The organism is Burkholderia sp. Ac-20365 (genome assembly GCF_017104715.1).
Lineage (GTDB): Bacteria > Pseudomonadota > Gammaproteobacteria > Burkholderiales > Burkholderiaceae > Paraburkholderia.
This window is the reverse complement of record NZ_JAAGPI010000085.1, coordinates 1-6318: the sequence shown is the minus strand read 5'-3', so window position 1 is coordinate 6318 and position 6318 is coordinate 1. Positions and strand designations below refer to the sequence as shown.

The following is a 6318-nucleotide window of genomic DNA, read 5'->3' as shown; positions in this document are numbered from 1 at the left end:
CGCTGTCGTGCAGCCTGCGGTTGCTGCACCGGCGCCTGTCGCCGTTGCACAACCCGCAGTCGCTCAACCGGCGCCTGTTCCGGCTGAGCCCGCAATCGTTACACCGGCTGCGCCGGCGCCGCAGGCCGAGGGCGCAGCTGCTCCGGCCGCTGCACCGAAGGCAGCGCCTGCATCCGCCGAAGGCGATCGCAAGGCGCGCCCGGCGGCCGCCGCGAACGCAGGCGAAGGCAGCTCGATCCGCGTGGGCGTCGAAAAGGTCGACCAGCTGATCAACCTGGTCGGCGAACTGGTGATCACGCAGGCAATGCTTGCGGAAACCACCAGCACGTTCGATCCGGCGCTGCACGACCGCCTTTTCAACGGCATGGCGCAACTGGAGCGCAACGCACGCGATCTCCAGGAAGCCGTCATGTCGATCCGCATGATGCCGATGGATTACGTCTTCAGCCGCTTCCCGCGTCTGGTGCGCGATCTGGCGGCGAAGCTCGGCAAGCAGGTTGAACTCGTCACCTTCGGTCAGGCGACCGAACTCGACAAGAGCCTGATCGAACGCATCATCGATCCGCTGACTCACCTCGTGCGCAACAGTCTCGACCATGGCATCGAAACGGTCGAGGCGCGCAAGGCTGCGGGCAAGGATTCGACCGGCCAGCTGGTGCTGTCCGCGGCGCATCACGGCGGCAACATTGTGATCGAAGTGAGCGACGACGGCGCGGGCCTGCGCCGCGACAAGATTCTCGCGAAGGCGGCCAAGCAGGGCATGACCGTCAGCGACACGATGACGGACGAAGAAGTCTGGAACCTGATTTTCCTGCCGGGCTTCTCGACGGCCGAACAGGTGACGGACGTCTCTGGCCGTGGCGTCGGCATGGACGTGGTGAAGCGGAACATCCAGTCGATGGGCGGTCACGTCGAAATCACGTCGCACGCGGGCAAGGGCAGCACGACGCGCATCGTGTTGCCGCTCACGCTGGCGATTCTCGACGGCATGTCGGTGAAGGTGGGCAGCGAGATTTTCATTCTGCCGCTGAACTTCGTGATGGAGTCGCTGCAGCCGCAAGCCGACGACATCTACACCGTCGCAGCCGGCGAACGCGTCGTGCGTGTGCGTGGCGAATATCTGCCGCTCGTCGCGCTGCACGAAGTGTTCTCGGTCGAAGACGCGCGCACCGAACCGACGCAGGGCATCGTCACCATCATGCAGACGGAAGGCCGGCGCTTCGCGATGCTGATCGACGAACTGGTCGGCCAGCAGCAGGTGGTGGTGAAGAACCTCGAAACGAACTACCGCAAGGTACACGGCATTTCCGCCGCGACCATTCTCGGCGACGGCAGCGTCGCGCTGATCGTGGACGTGGCGGCACTGAATCGCGAGACACGCGCGGCGCACGGCGCGGCGATGGCGCTCGCCTGAAACTGAATCTGAAACTCAACTCATCCCAACCGTTTTGGGGGCTAACGTGGCAGAAGTCCAATCCATCAATTCGAACGGCGTAGCCGGTTCGATCGGCCGCCGCGACGCGCAAGCCGACGCGAGCGGTCAGGAATTCCTGATCTTCACGCTCGGCGCCGAAGAGTACGGCATCGACATCCTGAAGGTGCAGGAAATCCGCGGCTACGACAGCGTGACGCGTATCGCGAACGCGCCGGAGTTCATCAAGGGCGTGATCAATCTGCGCGGCATCATCGTGCCGATCGTCGACATGCGTATCAAGTTCCATCTGGGACGGGTCGAGTACGACCATCAGACGGTCGTGATCATCCTGAACGTGGCGGGCCGCGTGGTCGGCATGGTGGTCGACGGCGTGTCGGACGTGCTGACGCTCGCCACCGACCAGATCATGCCTGCACCGGAATTCGGCGCGACGCTGACGGCGGAATATCTGACGGGCCTTGGCACCGTCGACGGCCGCATGCTGATCCTGATGGACATCGAAAAGCTGATGACCAGCCGGGAAATGGCGCTGACGGAAACGCTCGGCAGGTAAGGCATTAACGACAGTTGGGCATGGGACGGGCGGCGGCGCAAACCGCGCTCTTCCCGGCAGGCAATCAGGGAGTACAACAAATGCTGAGCAGATGGTCGATCCGCACGACGCTGACACTCGTCGGGATCATTCTGGTTGCGCTGACGGTGATCGTCGGGGCGCTCGGGCTCACCGCACTGAGCCGTTCGGGCAACGCGATCGACAGCATGGCGCACGGCGACATGGTCGCGATCCGCACGCTGAACGACTCGTCTTCGTATCTGCTGCGCTCGCGCGTGTCGCTCGACCGCGTCAATGCGCTGGTGGCGGCGGGCGAGATCGAGCAGTCGAAGCAGGTGCTCGACCGCGCGGCCGAGCTGCTCGGGAAATCCAACGAAAACTGGCAGACGTTCCTCAACACGCCGAAGAACGGCATCGACCAGTCGCTGATCGACGCGGTCGTCGCCAAACGCGCGACGCTGATCAACGACGGCGTGAACCCCGAGTTCACGGCACTGCGCGCGAGCGATCTGTCCGGCTATCACGCGATCGCCGACACCAAGATCAGCCCGATGTTCGTCAATTACGACAGCGCGGCAACGCCCGTCGTGAAGGCGCTGCAGGCGCATGCCGAACAGCAGCAGGAAGACACCGCATCGCAGATGTCGGTGCTGCGCGCGGCGATCATCGCGATCATCGTGGTGGCACTGGTGCTGGTGGTGGCGATCCGCTTCGCGCTGCGCGGCATGATCATGCAACCGCTCGACAACGCGGTGGCGTGCTTCGAGCGCATCGCCCAGGGCGACCTGTCGCAACACGTGGACACGTCGGGCACGAATGAAATCGGCCGCCTGTTCAAGGCCGTCAAGTCGATGCAGGAAAGCCTGTCGGGCATGATCCGCTCGGTGCACACGAGCGTCGAATCGATCGATACCGGTGCACGCGAAATCGCGATGGGCAATACGGACCTGTCGCAACGCACGGAACAGCAGGCGGCGTCGCTGCAGGAAACGGCGTCGAGCATGGAGCAGCTGACGGGCACCGTGAAGCAGAACGCCGACAACGCGCGCCAGGCGAGCCAGCTTGCCGTCAACGCGTCGGATATCGCGACGCGCGGCGGCGAAGTGGTCAGCCAGGTGGTGAGCACGATGCAGGACATCGCGACCAGCTCGAACAAGGTCGTCGACATCATCAGCGTGATCGAAGGCATCGCGTTCCAGACCAACATCCTCGCATTGAACGCAGCCGTCGAAGCGGCGCGTGCAGGCGAGCAGGGACGCGGCTTTGCCGTCGTCGCAGGGGAAGTGCGCAGCCTCGCGCAACGCAGCGCGAGCGCGGCGAAGGAAATCAAGGAACTGATCGGCGATTCCGCCGACAAGGTGCAAAGCGGTTCCGCACTGGTCGGCCGCGCCGGCACGACGATGGACGAGATCGTGCAGGCCGTGCGTCGCGTGACGGACATCATGGGCGAGATCAGCGCGGCGTCGGAAGAACAGTCGGGCGGCATCGAGCAGGTCAACCGCGCGGTCGTGCAGATGGATGAAGTGACGCAGCAGAATGCGGCGCTCGTCGAACAGGCTGCGGCCGCTGCCGCGTCGCTCGAAGAGCAGACGCGCTCGCTGCAGACGGTGATCGGACAGTGGCGCGTTAGCGGCGCGCAGCAGGCAGCGAAGCCGACGGCGAGCGCGGCGAAGAGCCGCGTGAAGGCGGCGGTCGCGCACGCGGCGAAGCCGGTGCAGGCGAAACCTGCCGTTGCGAAGACGGAAGCGGCAGCACCCGCGCGCGTCGAGCCGGCCGTGAAGAAGGCAAGTGCGTCGGCAGCCGAGCCCGCGCCGCGTCAGACGGCTGTTGCGGCGTCGTCGGATGCCGACTGGGAAACGTTCTGAGCGGTGAATGGATATGCGCACTCCCGGCACATCGTCCCGTAGTGGACGCTTCAGCGCGACGCGTGATGAGCGGAGTCTGATCGCGCCGGGAGCGCGCTCAATGCAGTGGAATCAGGCAGTACCAGCAGCACAGGCAGGAAAGGCAGGAAAGGCAAGAAAGGCAGGAAAGGCAAGAAAGGCAGGACAGAAGGCCGCGGCGCTGGCGACAGCGCGTGCAACATCGCAGGCAATGGCGGCATGGGCAGGATCGACGGGCGGTGCGGCGCTCCTTATGGCAGACGGAAGACATGATGATGGCAACGCGCGCGCAAACACGCCCTGAGCGGGCAGAGCCGGGAAGGTCCGGCGAGCAGGCACGCGACTTCGAGTTCACATCGGCGGATTTCGCCCGCATTCGTGAACTGATTCACCGCAGCGCAGGCATTTCGCTGTCCGACCACAAGCGCGATATGGCGTACAGCCGTCTCGCGCGGCGGTTGCGGGCACGCGGGCTCGACTCGTTCCGCCAGTATCTCGACGCGCTCGAGGCGGACAACGATCCCGCCGAGTGGGAGGCCTTCACCAACGCGCTGACGACCAACCTCACCGCGTTCTTCCGCGAAGCGCATCACTTTCCGATCCTCTCCGAGTTCGTGAAGCGCCGTCAGGCGCCGGTGTCGGTGTGGTGCTCGGCGGCATCGACGGGTGAAGAGCCGTATTCGATCGCGATGACGCTGATCGAAGCACTCGGCGATCAGGCAGCGCGCCAGGCAACGGTACTCGCCACCGACATCGACACGCAGGTGCTCGCCAAGGGCGAAGCGGGCATGTACCAGTTCGACCAGGTCAAGCATCTGTCTCCGGAGCGGCTCAAGCGCTTCTTCCTGAAGGGCACGGGCGCGCATGCTGGCATGGTGAAAGTGCGCCCCGAAGTACGCGCGATGATCCGTTTCGAGCAACTGAACCTGACGGACCGCGACTACCGGCTGAACAGCCAGTTCGACGCGATCTTCTGCCGCAACGTGATGATCTACTTCGACAAGCCGACGCAAGGCCAGGTGCTGTCGCGCTTCGAGCCGCTGGTGAAGCCGGGCGGCCTGCTGTTCGCCGGGCATTCGGAGAACTTCACCTATGTCACGCAGGCGTTCCGTCTGCGCGGACAGACCGTCTATGAACTGACGCGCGATGCGAACGGGGCAACGTCTGCCGGCCGCGCAGCGCAACGCGCAACGAGCGGGGTGCCAGCATGAGCAGCAGCCTGCCGATCGCAACCAATCTGTATTTCGACAACCACTTCAAGAAGCCCGGCGTCAAGCTGCTGCCGAACGAGTTCTACACGACGCACGAAGACATGGTGCTGGTCACCGTGCTCGGCTCGTGCGTGGCGGCCTGCATTCAGGACCGCACGGCGGGCATTGGCGGCATGAATCACTTCATGCTGCCCGACGACGGCGCCGACGTCGCGCAAGCCGCATCCGACTCGATGCGCTACGGCGCGTACGCGATGGAAGTGCTGATCAACGAACTGATCAAGGCGGGCGGCCGCCGCGAGCGTTTCGAAGCGAAAGTGTTCGGCGGCGCTGCCGTGCTGGCGGGCATGACGACGATGAACATCGGCGATCGCAACTCCGCGTTCGTGCGCCGGTATCTCGCGCTGGAAAAAATCCGCATCGTTGCCGAAGACCTGGAAGGCAAGCATCCGCGCAAGGTCGCGTTCATGCCGCGCACGGGACAGGTGATGGTCAAGAAGCTGCGTCTTCAGCAGGAAGAAGGGGTGGCTGAACGCGAACAGGCGCTCGCCCGGCAAACGGCCGAGGAGCGCGCCGAGCGGCTCGCGAAGGCGCGTGCGCGCGTCGAACTGTTCTCGGCTCCTGCTGCCGGCAAACCGCGTATCGAGCTGTTCGGCGGCGGTGGCGGCTCCACGGGGGCAAGCACGGCTTCAGGCACGGGCGCCGCGCGCCCGGCCGGCACGAAGCCACGTATCGAATTATTCGGCGCCAGCGGGCGCCCGATTCAACCAAATAACGCCAGGACTGTAGAGGAGGCGTGAGCGCTGTGCAAAAGATCAAAGTATTGTGCGTCGACGATTCGGCGTTGATTCGTAGCTTGATGACGGAAATCATCAACTCGCAACCCGACATGACGGTCGTCGCTACCGCGCCCGATCCGCTCGTCGCGCGAGATCTCATCAAGCAACACAACCCGGACGTGCTGACGCTCGACGTCGAAATGCCGCGTATGGACGGCCTCGACTTCCTCGAGAAGCTGATGCGCCTGCGTCCGATGCCCGTCGTGATGGTGTCGTCGCTGACCGAGCGCGGCTCGGAAATCACGCTGCGCGCGCTCGAACTCGGCGCGGTCGATTTCGTGACCAAGCCGAAGGTCGGCATCCGCGACGGCATGCTCGACTACTCGGAAAAGCTCGCCGACAAGATTCGCGCCGCGGCGCGCGCGCGCGTGCGCCAGGCCGCGCCCGTGCAGCATGC

General features: G+C 64.7%; 6 protein-coding genes. All 6 read left to right on the top strand.

Annotated features, from left to right (window positions below):
• Positions 1-1414 (top strand): chemotaxis protein CheW (locus tag G3O01_RS44595; protein WP_241024791.1); only part of this gene is annotated, 1414 nt, incomplete at its 5' end.
• Positions 1415-1460: 46 nt separating this feature from the next.
• Entirely contained in the window at positions 1461-1988 is a 528-nt protein-coding gene (locus G3O01_RS44590; protein WP_205813873.1) for a chemotaxis protein CheW, read from the top strand.
• A gap of 80 nt (positions 1989-2068) precedes the next feature.
• Positions 2069-3853, top strand: a complete 1785-nt coding sequence (locus G3O01_RS44585; protein WP_205813872.1) for a methyl-accepting chemotaxis protein — start codon at positions 2069-2071, stop codon at positions 3851-3853.
• A 290-nt stretch (positions 3854-4143) separates the two neighbouring features.
• Positions 4144-5082 (top strand): CheR family methyltransferase, encoded by a 939-nt coding sequence (locus G3O01_RS44580; protein WP_205813874.1) that lies wholly within the window; start codon positions 4144-4146, stop codon positions 5080-5082.
• The gene (gene cheD / locus G3O01_RS44575; RefSeq protein ID WP_205813871.1) at positions 5079-5882 is read left to right on the top strand and encodes a chemoreceptor glutamine deamidase CheD; all 804 of its coding nucleotides are present in this window, start codon (positions 5079-5081) and stop codon (positions 5880-5882) included. Before G3O01_RS44580 ends, cheD begins: the two co-directional genes overlap by 4 nt.
• A gap of 5 nt (positions 5883-5887) precedes the next feature.
• Positions 5888-6318 (top strand): response regulator (locus G3O01_RS44570; RefSeq protein WP_205813870.1); only part of this gene is annotated, 431 nt, incomplete at its 3' end.